This window comes from Streptomyces noursei, assembly GCF_016917755.1.
Classification (GTDB): Bacteria; Actinomycetota; Actinomycetes; order Streptomycetales; family Streptomycetaceae; genus Streptomyces; species Streptomyces yunnanensis.
In genome coordinates, this window is record NZ_CP070326.1 from 4,333,656 (window position 1) to 4,355,512 (window position 21,857).

Sequence of the window (21,857 nt, forward strand, 5' to 3'; positions counted from 1 at the left end):
CAACTCCCAGTCCCCCAACGGTACTAAGTACCACTCCCCTCGGCCGCCACCACCGCATCGCGGTAAGCACGGGCCGCTGCCCTCAGGGCGGCCTCCGGGTCCACGCCCTCGGACTCGGCGCGGACGGCCAGGGAGAGGAGCTCGTAGCCGATGCCGGCACCCGACGGGAGGGGGACGTCGAGGCCGGCCGTGCGGACCCGGGAGGCGAGCTTGGCGGCCAGCGCGAGGCCGGGCTGGGCCAGCGGGATGCCCTCGGTGACCGAGTCGCGCTGCTTCTCCTCGGCCTTGGTGCGGAGCCAGTGGGCCTTGACGTCCTCGGGGGTCTCGGCGAGCTCGTCGCCGAAGACGTGCGGGTGGCGGTGGAGCAGTTTCTCGACGAGGGTGCCGGCCACGTCGTCGACCGAGAACGGGGCGTCGGGGTCGTCCTGAGCGATGCGGGAGTGGAAGACCACTTGGAGGAGGACATCGCCCAGTTCCTCGCGGAGCGCCTCGCGGTCGCCCTCCTCGATGGCCTCGACCAGCTCGTACGCCTCCTCGATGCCGTACTTGGCGAGGTCGCGGTGGGTGCGGATGCTGCTCCAGGGGCACTCGGCGCGGATCTGGTCCATGACCTGGACGAGGTCGAGCAGGCGGGCGCCGGGGAGGTCGTAGGAGCCGGGCAGCAGCTCCAGGTCGGGCATGGTCTCGCGGCCGGAGCCGGCCAGCCGGGCCAGGCCGTCGGTGAGGGCGCTCTCACCCTCGGCGGAGGTGAGGACGACGGCGGTAAGGGCATCCGATGGGGGCACCTCCCGTGCCGTTGAGGCTACGGGGGAGCAGTAGTCGACCAGTTCGCGGGCGGTGGGGGCGGCGGTCTCCACCGCGATGCCGGCCTCGCGGAGGTAGGGCAGCTGGGGGTGGTCGGGGTCGGCGCACAGGACGCGGTCGGCGGCGCGCAGGGTCTGCCAGGCGGGCCAGGACAGCAGGCCGGGGGCGACCCGGTGGCTGGTCGTGAGCAGGACCAGGCGGCCGGTGCCGGCGCCCTCGGGGCGGGCGGGGTCGGCGCCGGTACCGGCAGCGGCGGGGGTGGCGTCAGCGGCGTCAGCGTTCACATGAACGAACGTAACGCACGCCACTGACAGTGACCGGGAGTCCCCCGGCCAGTGCCCCGGCCGCCCGCGTGCCGCCCCCGCCCGCCCCGAGGGGCCGGGCGTTAGACCTGCTCCTGGTGGGTGGTGGCCGGCACGATCCACGGGACCTTGGTCTCACCGAGGATCACCTGCTGGTCGTCCCACGTGCCGTAGCGCGGATTGACGTCGACGCTCATCGCGCGGGAGGTCTTGGCGAGCGCGTCGACGAGCCTGCGCTGGCCGTCGGGCCGGCCGCGGTCGGCGCGCAGGTGCTTGGCGAGGCCGTCGATCAGGAGCTGGTTGCGGACCACTTGGTCGATCTGGTCGGGGGCGATGCCCTGCTGGAGCCACATCGTCCGGAGCCGGGCGGCGCCGCCGGCCCGTTCCTCGGCCGTGGCCCGGGCGTCCTGGATGTCGGCGCGGGTGACGGTGACCCCGGCGTCCCGGGCGGCGCGGGCCAGCACCTCGTCGAAGATCATGCCGTTGAGGGTGGAGAGGTTGAGCCGGCCGGTGTTCATGATCAGCTGCTTGCCCTGCGGGGACGTGGCCTGGGCGGCGCGGACGTCCTTCACCCGGGCCTGGAGCTGGGCGACGGTGATCCGCTTGCCGTCGACGACGGCGGCGGCACCGGGGTGGGTGTCGGTGCCGCAGGCGGCGAGCAACGGGGTCGCGGCCAGCAGAGCGGCGGCGGAAACGGAGAGCGCTGTCCTACGGCGGAACACATGGCCTCCCGGCAGATCGGATCGTGCGACGGAGTGACTACCTCGTACGGAATGACGACCTTGTTGCGACCTAGCTACGACCTTTTCCTGAGTGATCGATGCTAGGGAGTCGGCGTGGCACAGGCCACTGCTTCGGCCAACGAGCCGCGCGGGGGTCGGTTCCGGCGGACACACCCGGCCCGCCCGGCCGGCGCACCGCGGCGCCGTGGCGGCGCGGCTCCGCCCGGGCATCACCCCTGCATCTGCCCCAGCCAGTACAGGGTCCGGCGGACCTCCGTGGGGAAGGCGTGGTGCGGGCCGTGCAGCCGCTCGGCGTCGTACAGGAGGCGGGAGAGGGTCTCCTTGGCGGCGCCGTGTTCGCCCTGGGCCAGCAGCAGATGGCCGATGGAGCGGCGGATCTCCAGGGGGCGGACGGGGTCGTCGGCGTAGTGCTCGAAGTACGGGAGGAGGGCGCGGTACTCCTCCAGGGCCTGTGCGACCTCGCCGAGTTGTTCCAGGCACTGGGCGGCGTCGTGGTGGAACTGGAGGGCCTGGCGGGTGGCGCCGGCGCCGGACTCCTTGCCGTACTCCTCGGCCAGGATGCGGAGTTCGGGCAGCGCGCGGCGGTACTGGCCGTCGTCCATGAGGGTGGCCGCGTACTGCTTGCGGAGGGTGCGGACGACCGGGGAGTGCGCGCCGTGGCGCTCGGCGGCGGCCGGGAGGATGCCGCCGAGGATGTCCACGGCGCGGGTGATGCGGCCCTGGTCGAGGAGGAGTTTGACCTCGTCGACGGCGGCGGCGACGTCCGGCCCGCCGGAGGCGGAGGTGCGCGGGTCGGCCGCGGGGCGGGGCGCCGCCGGGGAGCCCAGGGAGCTCCAGGGGGCGTTGCCGGCGAGGGAGGCGCGCGGGTCCTGGACGGCCCGGGCGGGGGCCGCGGCCGGGTGGGACGTGCCGCCGCGCGGCGGCGCCGGCGACGGGTGGGCGGGCTCGGGGACGCGCGGGACGGCCAGCGCGGTCGGGGTCGGTGCGGAGCCGGCCGGGCGCAGTGGCCAGGGGGCGTGCGGCTGGCGGAACGGGCGGGTGGGGTCCATGGGGGCCGGCGGGGGGTGCGGGCCCGCTGCAGACGTGGGCAGGAGGGGGGCGAGGGCCGCGTAGACCTCCTGGGCGTCGGCGGGGCGGGCCCGGGGGTCCTTGCGGAGCAGGTGCAGGACGAGCGTTTCGAGCGCCTCGGGGACGTCGGGGCGGAGCCGACGGACCGGCACCGGCTCCTCGTGGAGGTGGCGGTGCAGGACGCCGAGTGCGGTGGAGCCGGCGAACGGGACCTCGCCGCTGAGGAGTTCGTGCAGGAGCACCCCGAGGGCGTAGAGGTCGGTGTACGGGCCGACGGCGCCGCCCATGGCCTGTTCGGGCGCCATGTAGGCCGGGCTGCCGATGGGCGAGCCGGTGTGCGTGAGGCGGGTGGTGTCGGTGTCCAGGGCGGAGGCGATGCCCAGGTCCAGGACGATCAGCGAGCCGTCCGGCCGGATCATGACGTTGCGGGGCTTGAGGTCCCGGTGGACGATCGGCACCGCGTGCACCGCGGCCAGCACGGCGCACAGTTGGGCGGCGACGGAGACCGCCCACGGCCAGGGGTAGGGGTCGTGCTCGGCGAGGTGGTCGGAGAGGTCGGCGCCGTCGACGTACTGCATGACGAGGTAGAGGTCCTCGTCGTCGCTGCCGGCGTCGTGGACGGTGACCAGTCCGGGGTGGTCGACCTGCGCGGTGACCCGGCACTCGCGGACGAAGCGGCGGCGCATCTCCTCGCCGTCGGGGGTGCCGGCGACCCGGTCGGGGCGGAGCAGCTTGACGCCGACCCGGCGGTCCAGGCGGCGGTCGTAGCCGATCCAGACCTGGCCCATGCCGCCCTGGCCGAGCAGGACGGAGAGTTCGTAGCGGTCGGCGATGACCCGCCCGTTCACCGGCCCTCCTTGCGGAGGTAGTCGCTGAGTTCGTCGAGTTCGGCGCGGACCTGGTCGATGCGCTGGGGCGGCGGCGGGCGGTGCTCGGGCGCGTGGGGAGCGACGGGCGGGGGCATCGGGGGCCGGACGGTGCCGGTCGTGGCGTACGAGGGGAAGGGCTGGGTCTCCTGGACGTGCAGGGACGGGTGCGGCGGCACGTGGGGGTGGCCGGGCGCCGGCGGGGCGTAGGGGTGCGGGAACGCCCCGACCGGGTACGCCGCCGGGACCGGGCCCACGGCGCGCGTCTGCTCGGCGCGCAGGTCGACGACGAGGTAGTACGCCACGACCGCGGCGATCTGGAGCAGCAGGAGGCCGACGCCCACGTTGGTGCGCCAGTCCGTCTCCGGGAAGCTGACGATCAGCACACAGGTGCCGACGAACAGCGCCAGGTCGGCGGCGAAGAGCCACCAGCCCAGCGGCCGGCGCAGCACGATCGCGGCCCGCAGCATCGCGGCCCAGGCCAGGAAGCCCAGGCTGAGCACCGTGGCGGCCACGAAGGCCACCCGCAGTGTGAGGACCGTCCCGCGTCCCGGGGGACGGTGCGGCGGCGGGGACGGGACGGGGCCGTACATCAACTGCTCCTGACGGATCGTTCGTGGCCGGGGCCGGGCCGGGTCTCCCTCGAACAGGGCGGTACCCCCTCGGTGGCCGTGTGCGCTGCGGCTCCGCCGGTGCGCACACGTGCTTGCGAGCGTATATACGACGCTGCGCGCGCGTGGAGGGTTGTAGGGATTGCCCCGGTTGATCCGCCGGCCCTGAGGGCTCCGTCCGCGCCCCGGGGTGGTCCGTCCGCCGCCCGGTTCCGCCGCTCAGTCCGGATCGACCGATCCGTCCGTCAGTCCGTCGTGGAGTCCCTGGACCAGCTGCTCGCCGAGTCGGGAGGCGAGCCGCAGGGCGCTTTCGAAGGCGGCCAGGTCGGCGAACCGGCGGCTGTAGCGGCGCTGTTCGACGAGCGGGAGCCGGGGCAGCTGGAGGCGGCGGACGTCGAGCCGGGTGGCGGTGGAGGCGTAGCTGCTGGCCTGGCGGTTGTTGGCGGTGCCGCGGAGGAAGCCGGCCAGGAACCACGGGTCGAGGGCGGCGGTGTCGGGGCGCAGCAGGGTGAGGTTGCGGCCGAGGGCGGCGCCGGCGGTGGCCTCGTCGACGACCCGGGCGGTGGCACCGCCGCCGAGCACCGGGACGACCACGTCGCCCTCCTGGACGAGGACGGGTTCCTCGGGTGAGGCGCCGGTGGGGGTCTCGGGGAGGGTCCCGGAGGGGGCGAGGCCGCCGATGACGTCGTGGTCGGTGAGGACCGCGGGGGCTCCCCCACCGGCCCCGGCGGTGCCGGGGCCGCCGGCGCGCAGGACGAGGGCGCCGGAGCGGGCGAGTTCGCCGACGGTGGTCAGCGGCCAGCGGCCGGCGGGCGGCTGGGCGGCGGCGGTGTCCGTGCCGGGGTGCGGGGCGAGTTCGGCGGTGCGGGCCAGGGTCGCGGTGAGGCGGTCGTGGACGCGGGCGAGTTCGGCGGGACCGCCGGCCGCGGCGGGCGGCGGCAGGTGCCGGGCGGGGGCCAGGTCGACGTCGTCGCCGAGGAGGTCGATGGCGGCCAGGGAGCGGCACACGCCGGGAACTTCCTCGATCCCGCCGTCGCGGTCGAAGTCCCGCCAGGCGTCCACGGCGGTGGCCCGCACGGTCTGCCAGTCGAACTTGTCGCGGCCGGCGGACGCGGCGGTGTCGACGACGAGCAGGTGCGGGACGGCCGGGGAGCCGCCGGGCTTGCGCAGCACCCACAGGTGCAGCGGGATGTTGTTGGGCGGGGCGGCGCCGGCGGGCAGCGCGATCACCGCGCGCAGGGCGCCGCGGCGCAGCAGGTCGGCGCGGATCCGGCGGCCGGAGCGGCGGGAGGCGGCGGCGGGCGGCATGAGGAGGACGGCGGTGCCGCCGGGCCGCAGCCGGGCCAGCGCGTGCTGGACCCAGGCCAGCTCGGATTCGTTGCGGGCCGGGAGGCCGTACTCCCAGCGGGGGTCGTAGGCGAGTTCGTCGTGGCCCCAGTTGCGTTCGTTGAACGGCGGGTGGACGAGGACGGCGTCGGCGGCGAGCTGCGGGAAGGCGTCGGCGCGCAGGGTGTCGGCGGCCCGGACCCGGACGTCCGCGCCGGGGGCCTCCAGGGCGAGCCGGAGCGCGGTGAGCGCGGCGAGGTCGGGGTCGCTCTCCTGGCCGTGCAGGGCGAGCGGGGCGGCGTCTGCGGTACGGGCCGCGGCGAGGAGTCCGCCGGCCCCGCAGGCCGGGTCGAGGACGGTGCCGAACGGGCCGGCCGATGCGGCGAGTTCGGCCATCAGGGCGGCCGGGCCGGGCGGGGTGAGGGTGTACTGGCGGGGGTTGGCGTCCAGGTGGCGGCCGAGCAGGAAGTCGTAGGCCGCGGCGGCGCCGTCGGCGGTGGCGAGGTCGCCGGCGGCGCGGACCAGGGCGGCGGAGGGGGCGAGGGCGGCGCGGGTCAGGCCGCGCACCGGATGCTCGGGGCCGAGTCGGCCGGTGAGGACGGATTCCAGCATCGCGGGCAGTACGCCGGTCAGTTCGGCGTCGTCGGCGGCGGCGCGCAGCTGCCGCCAGGCGGCCGGTCGCTCCTGGACCAGCAGCAGGACGGCGCCGGCCTGGCGGAGCGCGGCGGCGGCCCCGGCGGGGTGGCCGACGAGTTGTTGCCAGACCCGTTCGCGGGCCGGGACCTCGGCGATCTTGCCCTGGTCGCGGAGCCATTGCTCGACGTCGCGGAGGGCGAAGGCGGGGCTGGTCTCGGTGCCGCCGACGGGCTTGGGGAAGTCGGCGTGGCGGCGCCGCCAGTTGCTGACCGCGGCCCGGCCGACGCCGGCGAGCCGGGCGATGCCGGCGGCGGTCACCTCGGTCGGGCGGTCGCCGCCGCCCCGAGGGGAAGCTCCCCCCGACTTCGTCCGGGGGGACACCCACCGCGCTGCCGTGACGTCGCCGCTGCCCGCGCTGTCGTCCGTCGCCTTCTCCGGCACCTGTGTAGCTCCTGTCCCGATGACCCCGTGACCTTGTGTGACCTCTGTGTCGATGAGCATACCCACGCACTACAGATGAACCTCTTCACGGCGTGAACATCGGCGTTTCGCATGCTCGTGTTGACTCGGTTCACAGCCTCTGCTGTTATTGACCCACCGATTCGACGGAACGATTCCAGCGCCCGGAAGGGGCCCCTTCGCATGTCCCAGCAGATGCAGTACCAGCCCGTCCCGGAGGGGGCGCCCGGCATGCCGACCCCCGGCCACCACCAGGCGGCCCGCAACGGCCTCGGCATCACCGCCCTGATCCTCGGCATCATCGGTGCCCTCAGCGGCATCCCGATGGTCCTGTTCTGGCTGGCCGGGCCGCTCGGTCTGCTGTCGCTGATCTTCGGCTTCGTCGGCCTGAGCCGGGTCAAGAAGGGCCAGGCCACCAACAAGGGCGTGGCGATCACCGGCACGATCCTCGGCGGCCTCGCGATGATCCTGGCGATCATCGGGATCATCGTCACCGTGCTCGCCGTGAACAAGGCCGTCGACGAGATCAACAAGCAGGTCAACGGCTCGCAGGCGCAGCCCAAGGACGGCAGCAAGGGCAACAAGACCTACGGGCCGGGCGACACCGCGACCTACCCCGACAAGGGCCTTGAGGTGACCGTCCTCAAGGTCGCCCCGTACACGGTCGGCGACATCGCCTCCGGCCACACCGCGGGCAACAAGGCGTACAAGGTCACCGTGCAGATGAAGAACAAGGGCAAGGCCGCCTTCAACCCCGCCCTGACCCAGATCAAGGCCAAGACCGGCGCCGAGGGCCGCAAGGCGGAGCAGATCATCGACGGCAAGATCGGCATCGGCTTCGACGGCTCCATCGCCCCGGGCGCCACCGCCACCGTGGACGTCGCCTTCGACGCCCCGCCCGCCGCCAAGGCGCTCGACGTCGAGGTCGCCCCGGACATCGACATGCAGGGCGTCTACTGGAAGCTGCCGACCAGCTGACGCCGCGCGGCCCGGCACCCGGTGCCGGCGCCGCCCCGGAATCCCCGCACGACGGCCCCGGCCCGGATCGCACACCCCGCGATCCGGGCCGGGGCCGTTCCCGCGCGGCGCGCGGCTACTTCGCCGTGAAGCGCGCCGGCGCCTCGGTCGGCGTCCCCCCGCCCGGCAGCGCCTGGCGCGGGCAGGAGTTGAGCACCTTCGCCATCGCGTCCTTCTCTGCCCGGGTCACCCACAGCCCGTACTTCTTCTTCACCGCCACCTGGCGCGCGACGTACGTGCAGCGGTAACCGGCGTACGGGGGCAGCCAGTCCGCCGCGTCCCCGTCGCTCTTGCTGCGGTTGGCGGACGCCTCCACCGCGATCAGGTTCAGCGGATCGTTCGCCAACGCCACCCGCTTGCGGGCCGGCCACTGCCGCGCGCCGGTCTGCCAGGCGTCCGACAGCGCCACCACGTGGTCGATGTCGACGGTGCTGCGACCGCGCTGATAGCGCAGCGACTTCCCCGTGTACGGGTCCTTCGGCAGGTTCCCGGACACCACCACGCAACTCTTCGCGTCCCGGTACGCGGTGCCGCGCAGATCCCGCTTGAGGATGTCGTCGCGGGTGCCGCAGCCGTTGCCGTCGGTGTCCGCCCAGGCCGAACCGAAGCGGTCCCGGGCGTAACCGTCCTTCGTCCCCTGGCGCTTGACGGCCAGGGAGTCAAGCGTGCGCAGGGCACTGCCCGGCGCCCCCGACCGCCCGCCGCCGTCCGCGGGAGCCGACGGGCCCGCCCCCGCGTCCGAACCGCCGCCCCGACTGCCATGACCGGAACAGCCGGTGACGGTCAGCAACGCGGCCAGGGCGGCGGCGCCGACCACAGCCGAGGCGCGCGACGAACGGCGCGGGGCGGCGGGGCGGGAGCGGGCGGACAGTGTCCGTATCACGTGGGGCATCCAATCCAGGAGCGTGGCAACAGGGTTGCGGGACAAGTGAACAAGGAGGCGGGCCGAGCCGGCCGACGCCGGACCTGCCACACCCCGATTCGGATATCTTTTCGGAAATCGAGAGTGAGGACGCCCATGGACACGGCCGCAGCAACGACGCCGGACGGCCGCACCGGGCGCTCCCCCGACACCGCCACCGACCCCGCGCCCGGGCCCACCGCCGCGCCGGCACCGTCCCGCTTCGCCGCGCTCCGCGCCCCGCGCCTCGACCCGTACTGGACCGCCGGGTTCTTCTTCCTCGCGTTCGCCGTGCTCTCGTACTGGCGCTACCGCACCCTGTCCACGATCTCCTGGGACCTGGGCATCTTCGAGCAGGCGGTCCGCGGTTACGCCCACCTCCGGGCGCCGATCGTCGACCTCAAGGGCCCCGGCACCAACATCCTCGGCGACCACTTCAGCCCCGTCCTGGTGTTGCTCGCCCCGCTCTACCGGCTCTTCCCCTCGCCGCTGACCCTGCTCACCGCGCAGGCCGCGCTGTTCGCGCTGTCCGCGATACCCGTCACCCGCGCCGCCGCCCGTCACCTGGGCCGCCGGCGCGGGCTGGCCCTCGGCCTCGCCTACGGCCTGTCCTGGGGCCTACAGCGGGCCGTCGACTTCGACTTCCACGAAATAGCCTTCGCGGTGCCGCTGATCGCCTTCGCCCTCGAAGCGGCGCTGCGCGGCCGCTGGAACACCGCCGTCTGCTGGGCCGCGCCGCTCGTCCTGGTCAAGGAGGACCTCGGCGTCACCGCCGCCGCCATCGGGGCGCTCTCGCTGATCCGCACCCGGCGCGCCGGTCCGCTGCCGATCGCCCTGGTCGCGTTCGGCATCACCGCCACCGCCGTCACTCTCGGCCTGCTGATACCCGCCTTCAACGGCTCCGGCTCCTACGACTATTGGAGCAAGATCGGTGGCCACGGCGACACCGCCCCCGGCCTCCCGATCGACGTCGCCCTGCGCACCCTGCTGTGGACCCTGCTGCCCACCACCGGCCTGCTCGCCCTGCGCTCCCCGCTCCTGCTGGTGGCCGCACCCACCCTCGGCTGGCGCTTCCTCTCCCACGACCCGCACTACTGGGGCACCGACTGGCACTACAGCGCCGTCCTGATGCCGGTCGTCTTCCTCGCCCTGATCGACGCGCTGCCGCGCGCGCTGGCCTCCGCCCGGCCCTGGCTGCGCTCCTACGCCCACCACCTGCCCGCCGCCGTCCTGGCCGCCGCCCTCACGCTGACCACCACCCTGCCGCTGGCCCGCCTGACCGAGGCCGACACCTACCGCACGCCGCCACAGGTGGCAGCCGTCGAGCGGCTGCTCGACCGCATACCCGACGGCGCGACGGTCGAGTCCGACGTCCGCCCGCTCAGCCGCCTCACCGGCCGCACCCGCGTCTTCTGGACCGGCGACACGGGTGGGCTGGCGCCCGGCTACGTCGCGGCGCAGCTCCATGACGGGCGCACGCCCGAACAGGCCCTGGCCGACGCGGAGGCCCGGCACGGCCGGGCCAGGTATGTCGTGCTGGGTGCGGCGGATGATGTGGTGGTGCTGCGCCGTACCGCCTGACGGCGGGTCGTCCCCACGATGTCGGCTGTCCCGCCGTGGTGGGGGTTCCGCCTTCGGCGGAGGGGTTGTCGGGGCGGGGCCGCCGGTGCTGGTGTGTGCGTGGTGGGTGCCGGGTGTGGGGCTTTCGGGGTGGGTGCGCGGACTGCTGCGCTTTACGTCCGCGCACCCACCCCGAAAGCCCCACACCCTCCCCGCCGTCGTCGTCCGCGCCGGCCCCCGCCCCCTGTGGGAAGGAGGGAGGTCGGGGGTGCTCACGCTCGACCCGCGCTTCTGGCTTCCGGGTCACCACGACGGCCCTGAAGTCCTCCACCCCCACCGGGCGGGAGCCGCACGGCATACGGAAGGGGGCCTGTGGGGCGGGCCTGCGGGGGTGGTTGTCGGACTGCTGCGCTTTACGTCCGACAACCACCCCCGCAGGCCCGCCCCACAGGCCCCCGAAACCCACCACAAGCAACAGCGCCCCCGCCCCAACAAACCCCGCGGAAACCCCCGCGACGTCAGCTCAAGATCGTCGTGAGGAACTCGCCGACCCAGGCGAGCAACTCGCGCCCCACCAGCGGCTTGCCGCCGATGCGGCCGGTCGTCGGGCGGGGTACCAGGATCTGGCGGGTGGCCGGCTTGAGGACCGTGCGCGGGTGCAGCCGCTTGAGGCGGAGCTCCTGGGACTCCCGCAACTCCACCGGGCCGAAGCGGATGTTGGAGCCCTGGAGGGTGATGTCGGAGACGCCGCAGGAGCGGGCGAGCATCCGCAGGCCGGCGACCAGGAGGAGGTTCTCCACCGGCTCGGGGAGCTTGCCGTAGCGGTCGGTGATCTCCTCGCGGACCGCGGCGATGTCCTCCTCGGTGTTGGCCGAGGCGATCGCCCGGTACGCCTGGAGACGCAGCCGCTCGCCCGGCGCGTAGTCGTGCGGGACGTGCGCGTCCACCGGGAGTTCGATCTTGACCTCCAGCGGGGGCTCCTCCACGCCGCCCTCCAGGGACGCCCGGTAGTCGGCCACCGCCTCGCCGACCATCCTGACGTACAGGTCGAAGCCGACGCCGGCGATGTGGCCGGACTGCTCGCCGCCGAGGAGGTTGCCCGCGCCGCGGATCTCCAGGTCCTTCATGGCCACGTACATGCCCGCGCCCATCTCGGTGTGCTGGGCGATGGTGGCGAGGCGTTCGTGCGCGGTCTCGGTGAGCGGCTTCTCCGGCGGGTAGAGGAAGTAGGCGTAGCCGCGCTCGCGGCCACGGCCGACGCGGCCGCGCAGCTGGTGCAGCTGCGAGAGGCCGAAGTTGTCGCCGCGCTCGACGATCAGGGTGTTGGCGTTGGAGATGTCGATGCCGGACTCCACGATCGTGGTGGAGACCAGGACGTCGAACTTCTTCTCCCAGAAGTCGACCACGACCTGCTCCAGTTGCGACTCGCCCATCTGCCCGTGGGCGGTCTGGACGCGCGCCTCGGGCACGATCTCCCGGAGCCGGGCCGCCGCGCGGTCGATGGACTCGACGCGGTTGTGGATGTAGAAGACCTGGCCCTCGCGCAGGAGTTCACGGCGGATGGCGGCGCCGATCTGCTTCTGCTCGTAGGGGCCGACGAAGGTCAGCACCGGGTGCCGCTCCTCGGGCGGCGTGGTGATCGTCGACATCTCCCGGATGCCGGTGACCGCCATTTCGAGGGTCCGGGGGATCGGCGTCGCGGACATCGTCAGGACGTCGACGTTGGCGCGGAGCTTCTTCAGCTGCTCCTTGTGCTCGACGCCGAAGCGCTGCTCCTCGTCGACGATGACCAGGCCGAGGTCCTTGAACTTGGTCTCGGAGGAGAAGAGGCGGTGGGTGCCGATGACGATGTCGACCGAGCCCTCCCGCAGTCCCTCCAGGACCGCCTTGGCCTCGGCGTCCGTCTGGAACCGGGACAGCGCCCGGACGTTGACGGGGAATTGGCCGTAGCGCTCGCTGAAGGTGCCGTAGTGCTGCTGGACGAGCAGGGTCGTCGGCACCAGCACCGCCACCTGCTTGCCGTCCTGGACGGCCTTGAAGGCGGCGCGGACCGCGATCTCGGTCTTGCCGTAGCCGACGTCGCCGCAGATCAGCCGGTCCATCGGGACCGACTTCTCCATGTCCTCCTTGACCTCGGCGATCGTGGTGAGCTGGTCGGGCGTCTCCGCGTACGGGAAGGCGTCCTCCAGCTCGCGCTGCCAGGGGGTGTCCGTGCCGAAGGCGTGGCCGGGCGCCGCCATCCGGGCCGAGTACAGCTTGATCAGGTCGGCGGCGATCTCCTTGACGGCCTTCTTGGCGCGCGCCTTGGTCTTCGTCCAGTCCGCGCCGCCGAGCCGGTGCAGCGTCGGCGCCTCGCCGCCCACGTACTTGGTGACCTGCTCCAGCTGGTCGGTGGGGATGTACAGCCGGTCGCCGGGCTGGCCGCGCTTGGCCGGCGCGTACTCCACCAGCAGATACTCGCGGGTGGCGCCCTGGACCGTGCGCTGCACCATCTCGATGTACCGGCCCACACCGTGCTGTTCGTGGACGATGAAGTCGCCGGCCTGAAGGGTCAGCGGGTCGATCTGCTTGCGGCGGCGGGCCGGCATCCGGGCCGCGTCCTTGCCCGCGGCCTTCTGCCCGGACAGGTCCGTCTCCGTCAGCACCGCGATCTTCAGGCCGGGGTCGACGAAGCCGTTGTCGATCGAGCCGCAGGCCACGTGCACGACGGACGGCGCGATCGCGCCGAGGTCGGCCTCCAGGCGGGCGGCGATGCCCTCGCCGCCCAGCACCTCGACCGTGCGGGCCGCCGGGCCGTGGCCCTCGGTGACGAACACCGTGCGCCAGCCGTCCGCCAGCCACCCCTTGGTGTCGGCCAGCGCCCGCTGGGTGTCCCCGCGGTACGTCTCCGGGGCGTGCATCCCCAGCTTGAGGGTGTCCCCGTCGGCCTCTTCCTCGTCGGCCGCGAACGGTGACACCGACCACCACATCATGCCCAGCTCACGGGCCCGGTCCCGGACGTCCGCGATGCCCCACAGGGACGCCGCGCCCACGTCGATCGGGGCCGCTCCGCCGCCGGCGGTTGCCGCCCAGGACGCCTGGAGGAACTCCTGGCTCGTCGCCACCAGGTCCGCCGCCCGGGTCCGCACCCGCTCAGGGTCGCAGACCACCGCCATGCTGCCCTTCGGCAGCACGTCCAGCAGCAGCTCCATGTCGTCGACCAGCACCGGCGCCAGGGACTCCATGCCCTCGACGGCGATCCCCTCGGCGATCTTCCCCAGCAGCTCGCCCAGCTCCGGGTGCTGCTCGGCGAGCTCCGCGGCCCGCGCCCGCACCTCGTCGGTGAGCAGCAGCTCACGGCAGGGCGGCGCCCACAGCCCGTGCTCGGCCACCTCCAGGGAGCGCTGGTCGGCGACCTTGAAGTACCGGATCTCCTCGACATCGTCGCCCCAGAACTCCACCCGCAGCGGGTGCTCCTCGGTGGGCGGGAAGACGTCCAGGATGCCGCCGCGGACCGCGAACTCGCCGCGCTTCTCGACGAGTTCGACGCGCGCGTACGCGGCCGCCGCCAGGCCGTCGACGACCTCTTCGAGATCGGCCGCCTGGCCTGTCCGCAGACTCACCGGCTCCAGCTCGCCCAGCCCCTTGACCTGCGGCTGGAGCACGGAGCGGATCGGTGCGACGACGACCGACACCGGGCCGGCCGTCGGGTCGTCGGCGCTGGGGTGGGCCAGCCGGCGCAGCACCGCCAGGCGCCGGCCGACGGTGTCCGACCGCGGCGAGAGGCGCTCGTGCGGCAGCGTCTCCCAGGACGGGAACTCCACGACGGAGTTCTCCTCGCCGGCCGGCACCAGCGACCGCAGCGCGGCGGCCAGGTCCTCGGCCTCCCGGCCGGTGGCGGTCACCGCCAGCACCGGGCGGCTGGCCTGCCGGGCCAGCGCCGCCACCGCGAACGGGCGGGCGGCCGGCGGCCCGACCAGATCGACATGCGGCCGGTGCCCGTCGGCCGCGGCCTTGACCGCTTCGGCGAGCGCCGGGTCCCGTACGACGGCGTCGAGCAGACCACTCAGGCTCATGAAAAGGTTCCGTCCCAGCGAGGCGAACAACGCGACCGGTCCGACGCCCCCTCGACAGCGCCGACGGGCGCAAACGGACCGGGGTTGACCACCTTACGCCGGACCACCGACAACCGACCGCCCCTACGGTCCGTCCGCAAAGTCCCGTCGTCCGCCCGCCGCCGTCCCACGCTGCGAGAAACCCCGTTCCGCCCGGCCACCGCGCGTGCAAGGGTGTGCACGGAATCGTGCCGACTACACGTATACGCGTCACGGTCGGCCACGCCGCCACACGGCAGGAGGGGGCCACGGTGAGCCGCACCACCCAGGGCAGTCACGGCGCGGACCGGAACGGTACCGGGAACCAGCCACCGGACGGCCCGGCCGCCTCCCGGCGCGGCCCGGTCGTCGCCGCGCTCATGCTCGGCATGGCCCTGGCCGCCCTCGACTCGACGATCATCGCCACCGCCGTCCCCCAGATCGTCGGCGACCTCGGCGGCTTCGCCGTCTTCTCCTGGCTCTTCTCCGGCTACCTCCTCGCCGTCACCGTCACCCTCCCCGTCTACGGCAAGCTCTCCGACACCTACGGCCGCAAGCCGATCCTGCTCACCGGCATCGCCCTGTTCCTCCTCGGCTCCCTGGCCTGCGCCGGCGCCTGGGACATGGGCTCGCTGATCGCCTTCCGGATCCTCCAGGGCCTGGGCGGCGGCGCCCTCCAAGGCACCGTCCAGACCATCGCCGCCGACCTCTACCCGATGAAGGAACGCCCCAAGATCCAGTCCAAGCTCTCCAGCGTCTGGGCCGCCTCCGCGGTCGCCGGCCCCGCACTGGGCGGCCTGCTCACCAGCTACGGCGACTGGCGCTGGATCTTCCTGGTCAACCTGCCCGTCGGCACCCTCGCCCTGTGGCTGATCCTCCGGCACTTCCACGACGCCCGCCGCGACCGGCCGGCCGCCGGGCGCCGCGCCCGCGTCGACTGGCCCGGCGCGCTCGCCGTCTTCGCCGCCGGCGGCCTGCTGCTCACCGCCCTCGTCCAGGGCGGCACCGCCTGGCCCTGGCTCTCCGCCCCGTCCCTGCTGCTGCTCGCCGGCAGCGCCCTGGCCGCCGTGGCCACCGTGCTGATCGAACGCCGCGCCGCCGAACCGATCATCCCCGGCTGGGTCTGGCGCCGCCGCACCATCTCCGCCGTCAACCTCGCCCTGGGCGCCCTGGGCCTGCTGATGGTCGCGCCGACCGTCTTCCTGCCCACCTACGCCCAGGCCGTCCTCGGCCTCGGCCCGATCGCCGCCGGCTTCGTGCTCTCCGTCATGACGCTGAGCTGGCCGATATCCGCCGCCCTCAGCAGCCGCGTCTACAACCGCATCGGCATCCGCAACTGCGCCCTCCTGGGCATCGGCGCCGCCGCCCTCGTCCTGCTCGCCTTCCCCCTGCTCCCCTACCCCGGCGCCGCCTGGCAGCCCGCCCTGCTGATGCTCGCCCTCGGTGCCGCCCTCGGCCTCTTCCAACTCCCGCTGATCATCGGCGTCCAGTCCTCCGTCGGCTACGCCGAACGCGGCACCGCCACCGCCTCCATCCTCTTCTGCCGCCAGGTCGGCCAGTCCCTCGGCGCGGCCCTCTTCGGCGCCATCGCCAACGTCACCCTCAACGACCGCCTCACCCACGCCCCGGCGGCCATCCGCGCCGGCCTCCCGCACGACCTCGACGCCGTCTCCCGCGCCCTCCAGCACGCCGGGACGCTCACCACCCGCACCGCCGACTACCTCCGCCGCGCCGTCGACACCACCGTCGAACACGTCTACCTGGGCGCCGCAGCAGCCGCCGCCCTCGCCTTCCTCAGCGTCCTCGTGCTCGCCCCGCGGCGCTTCCCCGTCCACGCCGAGGCCCGCACGGTCACCACCGCCGACACCACGACGAACGAGGGCGTCGGCACCAACGACGGTGCCGACGCCCCTTCGACCGGATGACAGACGACAGGCCCTAGCTCCGTCCCGGGCCGCCCCGCTCGCCCCGGGGCAGGCCCGTCTCCACGGTCTCCTCGCTGTCCGGGTCCCGTTCCGCGCCGGCGCCCTCGACGGCGCCCGTACCGGCACCCGCGGGGGCCCCGGAGCCGGCCCCGGAGAACTCCGCCGGGTCCTTCCCGGTCAGCGCCGCCAGGCTGTTGCGCACATGCGTCATGTGGATGCGGACCTCCTCCCGGGCCTCGTCGTGCTCCCGCACGACCCGCTCGGTGGCCCGCTCGATCCGCTCCGCCTCGACCCTGCCCTGCGCCAGCAGCTCCGCCGCCCGCGCCTCGGCGTCCTCCAGCCGGTGCCGCGCGGACTCCTCGACCTCCGCGGTCAGTCGCCGCCGCTCGGCCATCACCGCTTCCCCGTGCGCGTCCAGCTCGGCGACCCGCTGGTCCATCTCGGTCTCCAGGCGCGCCAGTTCCCGCTCCAGGGAGTCCCACTCCTCGGTGTGCCGGGCCTCCTGGTCCTTGCGCATCTTCCCGGACCGCCGCCGGGTCTCCGCCAGCTCCTCCGCCGCCTCCGCCCGCAGCTCCTCGGCCTCCTGGGCGGCCTCCGCCACCAGCTCGCCGGCCTCGTCGACCGCCGCCTTGTCCGTACGCCGCGCGTCCTCCGCCGCCTCCGCGCGCAGCCGCTGCGCCGCCTCGTCCGCCGCGCCCCGCAGCTTCTGCGCGTACTCGGCCGCGTCGTCGTGCAGCTGCTCCGCGGCCGACTCCGCCTCGGACCGCAGCCGCGCCGACTCGGACTCCGCCGTCGTCAGGATCGACCGGGCCTGCTGGCCGAGGGACTCGTAGGTCTGCTCCGGCAGCTGCGCCACGTAGGCGCGCAGTTCCGCGAGTTCGGCTTCCATCTCGTGGCACAGGACGGTCAGCCGGGCGGCCCGCTCCCAGCAGGAGTCACGGTCGATCGAGAGCCCCTCGACGCGCCGGTCCACGTCCTCCGGCCGATAGCCACGCCCCCGTACGGTCTCGAACCCGTGAGGCGAAACCGAAGTACTCATCCCTCAAGCCCCTCTCCGCTGCGCACAGCAGTCGCGCGAACCCGCAAGCCTCCGCACAGTCCCGCGCACATCTTTCTGGATCGGCCCGAAGCGGCTCCATCACGACACTCCGCCCATTCCTTCCCACAAGGATGCGTCATTTGCCACCAGAAGCCTGAATTGGATCTTCGCCCGCGCGAGGGGTTTGCCCGCACCCCACGTTGCCGCGGCACCGGACGGCGGCCGTCGGGGCCGGGTCGCGGCCGGTTCCGTCCGCGCACGGGGCATCGGAAAGGGCTGCCCCACCGGGCGCGGCGGGAGCGATCGGGCGACGCCGGGGAGGCGTCGCCCCGCACCCGGCCGGGCGACCGCACGGGGACGCGCCGCACGGTGGTCCGTCACCGAGACGGCGGACACGGCGACGGCGGGGGGCGGTCGCACCACCCCCCGCCGCCATGGCGGGCACTTCACCGGCTCCGGGGGCCCGGCGGCATCAGAAACCGCCGCGCCCCCGGCCCGGGACGCCTACAACAACCCGTCCCACATCTGTTCCAGCAGCACCGACCACCATGTCTCCGGCGACCCCAGCGCCGGCGGGTCCAACGCCACCAGCTGCGCCTGGAAGTCCACCGTCCAGCGGCCGGCCTGCTCGGGCGTCAGCCCGTACCGCAGGCGCCACATCCGCCCCAGCATCGCCAGGCACCGCACGAACTCCGGCAGCCCGGTGTTCACGAACTGCGGCGCGACGGCCTGCCCACCGGGCCCGGCCTCCAACGGGACGGCCACGATGTTGGCGGTCCCGTACTGGACGCACAGCTGACGGCCGAAGTCGTTGCCCATCACCAGATACGAACCCGCGTCCGGCGCCGGCTGTACCCGCCGCTCCGCCGCCAGCTCCGCCAGCGTAGGCACCGGACGCCCCGGCTGCGCCTGCGCCCAGAAGAACGGCCCGAAGTCGACCGGCAGTCCGGCCCACACCAGCGTCTGCGCGACGACGTCCGGCACGCCCTGCCGGGAGACCGCCCGCTGGTCGAAGCGGAAGATCCCCTGCGGCCCGAACGCCTGCTCCAGCTCCTGCCCGATCGCCTGCGGCGGCACCGGGGGCACCGGCTGCACCTGCGAGGGGTGCGGCAGCGGCGCCCGCACCGGCGCAGGCCGCGCCGGCCCGTCGGCGACCTGGTGCAACTCGCCCTGATGCTCGATCAGATGACGTACGCCCTGCTGGCGCGACGCATGGTCCCTGCCGTACGCGGCGGTGTGGCTGATCCGCACCTGCGGCCAGGTCTCCCGCACCATCCGGGCGCAGTAGCCGCCGGGCAGCTCGCAGCACTCCAGCTCGGTGTGCAGCTCCACCACCTGCTGCGGCGGCACGTTCATCGCCCGCAGCTCGTGCAGCAGTTGCCACTCCGGATGCGGGGTGCCGGGCGCCGAGCGGCGCACGATCTTCTGCTCGCTGCCGTCCGGCGCGCGATAGCTCAGCACGGCCATGTAGCCGGGGCCCACGGTCGGCTGACCACTGGGCGCCTGCGGGTAGCCGTACGCACCGGGGGCGCCCGGACCGCCGGGGCCCGGCACGCCGGGAGCCGGCACACCGGGCGGACCCGGCGGCGGGCCGGGCTGCGCCGGCGGGGCCATCGGCGGAGCCGGCGGCATGCCCGGACCGGCGGCCGGCGGCATGCCGGGACCACCGGGCAGCGCGGCACCGCCCGCGAGCATCGTGGCGGCGGCGTGCACCCCGCCCGTGGCACCCGCACCACCCGGCGGGGCGGGCGGCGGAGGCGGGGGCGGCCCGTCCTGGCCGCCGGGGCCGTGGCCGCCCGCGGGCGCACCGGGCTTGCCCGGCGCCCCGGGGGGCTTGGGCGCACCGAGCGGACCGGGGGGCGGCGGCGGGGGCAGGCCCGGACCGCCGGGGGCACCGGGCCCGCCGGGACCACCGACGGCTCCGCCCGGACCGGGCGCCGCGGCCTGGAGGGCCGCACCGTCCGCGAACATCGTGGCGGCGGCGTGCACCCCGCCCGCCGCACCGGGGCCCCCCGGGCCGCCGCCGGGCTGTTGCGCACCGGCCGCACCGCCGGGGCCCCCACCGGGCCCGTCCACGGCGCTCAAGTCCAGTTCGGAGGCGTCCAGTTGGGACACCAGCTGGGTCGGCACATAACCGCCGGCCGGCGTGCCGGACGCACCCGGGCCCGTGGGCGCCGGGCCGTCCCCGGGGCGCGCGTCCGCCTTCTGCTCCCCCGTAGCCTCAACGGCACGGGAGGGCCCCCCATCCACGGCCGCGACCGACTCCGGGTCCGGCCGGCCGCCGTCCCGGCCCGCGCCGGGGATCCCGGGCGCGCCGGGGGGCGGCGGCGGGCCGCCGGCGTTGCCGGGCAGCGAGGGTCCGCCCGCGAGCATCGTCGCCGCGGCGTGCCCGCCCCCGCCGGGGCCGCCTCCGGACGGCGGGGCCGGCGGCACCACACCGGGCGGCGGCGGCACGTCCGCGATCGGCACCCCGGTGGGCGGCGGCAGGTCGCGCAGCCCGGCCGACGCCGCGACCGGTGCGGGCGCCGCCGGCGGTGCGGCGGGCGGCGCGGGCGGCATCACCGGCGGCGCGGGCGGCATCGGCGGCAGCCCCACGGGGCCGCCCGCGCCCGACTGGCCGGGCACGTCGGCGACCGGCGGCGGCAGCGCGGGCGAGATCCGGGTGCGCGGCAACTGGCTGCCGCCCTGGAGCAGTTCGGTCTTGGCGTCGGGCCGCACCCGCGGCGTCGCCGGGGTGTCCTCGTCGTCGGATCCGGCGAGCGGCGGCGCGAACACCGTCTGCGGCGGCGCCACCGAACGGTCCTCGCCGGCCCCGCCCGCGGTGGTGTCCGCGGCGGCCCACGGCGTGTCGTCGGCCGCACCGGAACCGGCGGCGGAGACCGGAGCCGGATCAGGGACCGGAGCCGGATCGGCCCCGACGGGCGCCGGCCCGGCGGCGGAGTCTCCGGCGGAACCGGCCGCGGGTCCGGCAGCGGGCCCGGCGGCGGAGTCACCTGCGGACCCGCCCCTGCCGTCCGTCCCCTTCCGGCCTCCGAGCCCCATCGCGTCGGCCGCCTCCTGCAACCACTCCGGCGGCGTCAGCAGGAACGAGGTGGCCTCCAGGTCGATCCGCTGCGGCGGCTCCGCGGCCCCGTACCCGCCGTCCGTCGGCGCGCCGTACTCCTCCTCGAAACGGCGGATCACCTCGCCCACCGGCAGCCCCGGCCACAGCGTCGTCTCGCCGCTGTCGCGGGCGATCACCAGCCGGCTCCGGCCGCCCTCGCCGGCCGGTCCGCCCTCGCGGTCCTCGGCCCAGGCCACGAAGCCCAGCGCGAACTCGCGCACCCGCACCTCGCGGTGGAACTCCGACGGCGCCTCGCCGTTGACCCACTGCTCCGCGCGCTCCTGCGCCTGCGCGAACGTCACCACCGCGATCAGCCCTCCACCGGCACGGCGTAGGCGAAGCCGCCGTCCACCATCAGGTTCGCCACCGTCTCCAGCTCCGGCGGGTTGCCCGCCAGCCGCAGCAGGAAGTCATCGAAATCCGCACCACACGGCAACATCAGCCGCTCCACCCGCTCCTGCACCGACCACCCGTCCTGATCGCGGGCGTCGTCGTACGGGCAGAACCACACCGACCCCAGCGCCTCGCCGCGCACCTTCACCGCTATCACCCCGCCCTGTACGAAGACCACGCCCAGGTAGTCCTTGGTGAAGTGATCGCGCAGGCACTTGTTCACATAGACGAGGTCGTTGACCGCGGCGTCGTCGCGCACCGTGAAGAACGGCTGGTCGACCAGGAGCCCCAGCTCCGCGTCGAGCGCCGCCCCCACCGGCGCGCATCCGCCGGCCGCCTTCAGGAACGCCCGGTACGCGCCCGGCAGCCGGTAGCCCAGCGCCTCCTCGGCCTGCGCCACCTGCTCCTCGCTCACCGCCAGCTCCCGCCGCGGCAGCCCGAAGTGCACCGGGCGGGTCTCCTGCAGCGGGCGCGTCCCGCGCTTGTCGTGCGCCACCGCCGCCGTCGCCAGCCCCGCGTGGTGCCGCAGCAGCGCCTTCACCTCGACCGGGATCAGTTCCATCCGCCGGGTCCCCGCCACGTGGTGCCAGGTCCAGCCGTGCGGCGTGGCCACCGACGGCACGTCTATCCACAGCTCGTGCCCCTGCGCGTGCAGCGCCGCGTTCGCCGAGACGAAGTCCGTCAGCCGCAGCTCGTCGACGCCGAAGCCCTCCGGCGGCTCGGCGATCTCCGCCGCCGCCCTGGCGTACGACGAGAAGTCCGGGAAACCGTCCGCGTCCATCCGCACCCCGGCCGGATACCGCGCGGCACGCACCGGATCGGGGAAATGTACGACCTGCCCGGCATAGGCCGAGTTCGGTGGCACGGGACGTCCTGCGGCATGGAGGCCGGAATGCGCCTCCAGCCCTTGCCGACCTGTCGTCATCGCGGTTGCCCCCTGGCTGAAGCTGGCTTTGGGGCACAGCCTATGCGGTGCCGCAACACCCTCCCATCGCCCCCGTTGCCGGTCCGGCCCTCGCCCGTCCACGCCG

At 74.6% G+C, this 21,857-nt stretch carries 13 protein-coding genes; 3 read left to right on the forward strand and 10 right to left on the reverse strand.

Going from position 1 to position 21,857, the window contains the following annotated elements:
- Positions 1–23: 23 nt before the first annotated feature.
- The 5 genes from JNO44_RS19015 to JNO44_RS19035 form a co-directional block, all read right to left on the reverse strand.
- A complete protein-coding gene (locus JNO44_RS19015) occupies positions 24–1,088 on the reverse strand; it encodes a nucleoside triphosphate pyrophosphohydrolase (protein WP_205365391.1) in 1,065 nt (354 codons plus the stop codon).
- Between the two features lie 101 nt (positions 1,089–1,189).
- The gene (locus tag JNO44_RS19020; protein WP_205365392.1) at positions 1,190–1,828 is read right to left on the reverse strand and encodes a SurA N-terminal domain-containing protein; all 639 of its coding nucleotides are present in this window, start codon (positions 1,826–1,828) and stop codon (positions 1,190–1,192) included.
- Positions 1,829–2,058: 230 nt separating this feature from the next.
- Positions 2,059–3,765 carry a serine/threonine-protein kinase gene (locus tag JNO44_RS19025; protein WP_205365393.1) on the reverse strand — a complete coding sequence of 569 codons (1,707 nt, stop codon included), beginning with the start codon at positions 3,763–3,765 and terminating at the stop codon, positions 2,059–2,061.
- Positions 3,762–4,376 carry a hypothetical protein gene (locus JNO44_RS19030; RefSeq protein ID WP_205365394.1) on the reverse strand — a complete coding sequence of 205 codons (615 nt, stop codon included), beginning with the start codon at positions 4,374–4,376 and terminating at the stop codon, positions 3,762–3,764. The genes JNO44_RS19025 and JNO44_RS19030 overlap by 4 nt, the downstream gene beginning before the upstream one ends.
- Positions 4,377–4,613: 237 nt before the next feature.
- Positions 4,614–6,674 carry an N-6 DNA methylase gene (locus JNO44_RS19035; protein WP_240167977.1) on the reverse strand — a complete coding sequence of 687 codons (2,061 nt, stop codon included), beginning with the start codon at positions 6,672–6,674 and terminating at the stop codon, positions 4,614–4,616.
- A gap of 324 nt (positions 6,675–6,998) precedes the next feature.
- Between JNO44_RS19035 and JNO44_RS19040 the strand changes: the two genes are divergently transcribed.
- Entirely contained in the window at positions 6,999–7,793 is a 795-nt protein-coding gene (locus tag JNO44_RS19040) for a DUF4190 domain-containing protein (RefSeq protein ID WP_205365396.1), read from the forward strand.
- Between the two features lie 115 nt (positions 7,794–7,908).
- Here JNO44_RS19040 and JNO44_RS19045 read toward each other — a convergent pair whose 3' ends face one another.
- A complete protein-coding gene (locus JNO44_RS19045; RefSeq protein ID WP_420882660.1) occupies positions 7,909–8,724 on the reverse strand; it encodes an HNH endonuclease family protein in 816 nt (271 codons plus the stop codon).
- Positions 8,725–8,850: 126 nt separating this feature from the next.
- Between JNO44_RS19045 and JNO44_RS19050 the strand changes: the two genes are divergently transcribed.
- The gene (locus JNO44_RS19050; RefSeq protein ID WP_205365397.1) at positions 8,851–10,314 is read left to right on the forward strand and encodes a DUF2079 domain-containing protein; all 1,464 of its coding nucleotides are present in this window, start codon (positions 8,851–8,853) and stop codon (positions 10,312–10,314) included.
- Between the two features lie 497 nt (positions 10,315–10,811).
- Here JNO44_RS19050 and mfd read toward each other — a convergent pair whose 3' ends face one another.
- Positions 10,812–14,348, reverse strand: a complete 3,537-nt coding sequence (mfd, locus tag JNO44_RS19055; RefSeq protein ID WP_205365398.1) for a transcription-repair coupling factor — start codon at positions 14,346–14,348, stop codon at positions 10,812–10,814.
- Positions 14,349–14,638: 290 nt separating this feature from the next.
- Here mfd and JNO44_RS19060 point away from each other — a divergent pair, with 290 nt between their 5' ends.
- Positions 14,639–16,291 carry an MFS transporter gene (locus tag JNO44_RS19060; RefSeq protein ID WP_420882661.1) on the forward strand — a complete coding sequence of 551 codons (1,653 nt, stop codon included), beginning with the start codon at positions 14,639–14,641 and terminating at the stop codon, positions 16,289–16,291.
- 13 nt (positions 16,292–16,304) lie between these two features.
- On the opposite strand, the gene JNO44_RS19065 is transcribed toward JNO44_RS19060, so the two are convergent.
- From JNO44_RS19065 to JNO44_RS19075, 3 genes are all read right to left on the reverse strand, one after another.
- The gene (locus JNO44_RS19065; RefSeq protein ID WP_420882662.1) at positions 16,305–17,330 is read right to left on the reverse strand and encodes a coiled-coil domain-containing protein; all 1,026 of its coding nucleotides are present in this window, start codon (positions 17,328–17,330) and stop codon (positions 16,305–16,307) included.
- Positions 17,331–17,834: 504 nt separating this feature from the next.
- Positions 17,835–20,738, reverse strand: a complete 2,904-nt coding sequence (locus JNO44_RS19070; RefSeq protein ID WP_205365399.1) for an SUKH-4 family immunity protein — start codon at positions 20,736–20,738, stop codon at positions 17,835–17,837.
- Between the two features lie 5 nt (positions 20,739–20,743).
- Entirely contained in the window at positions 20,744–21,751 is a 1,008-nt protein-coding gene (locus JNO44_RS19075; protein WP_205365400.1) for an HNH endonuclease, read from the reverse strand.
- Positions 21,752–21,857: the final 106 nt, after the last annotated feature.

Bases quoted from the DNA above. Each gene is read 5' to 3' on its own strand.
- JNO44_RS19030 (WP_205365394.1), bottom strand. From the start codon at position 4,376: ATGTACGGCCCCGTCCCGTCCCCGCCGCCGCACCGTCCCCCGGGACGC.
- JNO44_RS19065 (WP_420882662.1), bottom strand. From the start codon at position 17,330: ATGAGTACTTCGGTTTCGCCTCACGGGTTCGAGACCGTACGGGGGCGT.
- JNO44_RS19040 (WP_205365396.1), top strand. From the start codon at position 6,999: ATGTCCCAGCAGATGCAGTACCAGCCCGTCCCGGAGGGGGCGCCCGGC.
- mfd (WP_205365398.1), bottom strand. From the start codon at position 14,348: ATGAGCCTGAGTGGTCTGCTCGACGCCGTCGTACGGGACCCGGCGCTC.
- JNO44_RS19045 (WP_420882660.1), bottom strand. From the start codon at position 8,724: ATGCCCCACGTGATACGGACACTGTCCGCCCGCTCCCGCCCCGCCGCC.
- JNO44_RS19050 (WP_205365397.1), top strand. From the start codon at position 8,851: ATGGACACGGCCGCAGCAACGACGCCGGACGGCCGCACCGGGCGCTCC.
- JNO44_RS19075 (WP_205365400.1), bottom strand. From the start codon at position 21,751: ATGACGACAGGTCGGCAAGGGCTGGAGGCGCATTCCGGCCTCCATGCC.